The organism is Microseira wollei NIES-4236, from assembly GCF_020521235.1.
Lineage (GTDB): Bacteria > Cyanobacteriota > Cyanobacteriia > Cyanobacteriales > Aerosakkonemataceae > Microseira > Microseira wollei.
In genome coordinates, this window is record NZ_BLAY01000841.1 from 1 (window position 1) to 213 (window position 213).

Consider the following 213-nt stretch of genomic DNA (forward strand, 5'->3'; position numbering starts at 1 on the left):
TTGGGTGTAAATCAAAATTTATCTACGCCGTGCCCCTGGGTGTAGGGGCAGGGCATCCTACAATCTTTGGGTGTAAATCAAAATTGATCTACGCCGTGCCCCTGGGTGTAGGGGCAGGGCATCCTACCATCTTTGGGTGTAAATCAAAATTGATCTACGCCGTGCCCCTGGGTGTAGGGGCAGGGCATCCTACAATCTTTGGGTGTAAATCAA

1 protein-coding gene is annotated in these 213 nt (G+C 50.2%); it reads left to right on the forward strand.

Features of this window, described 5'->3' with window-relative positions; translation table 11 throughout:
- Positions 1-213 (forward strand): hypothetical protein (locus MiSe_RS50630; protein ID WP_226595181.1); only part of this gene is annotated, 213 nt, incomplete at both ends.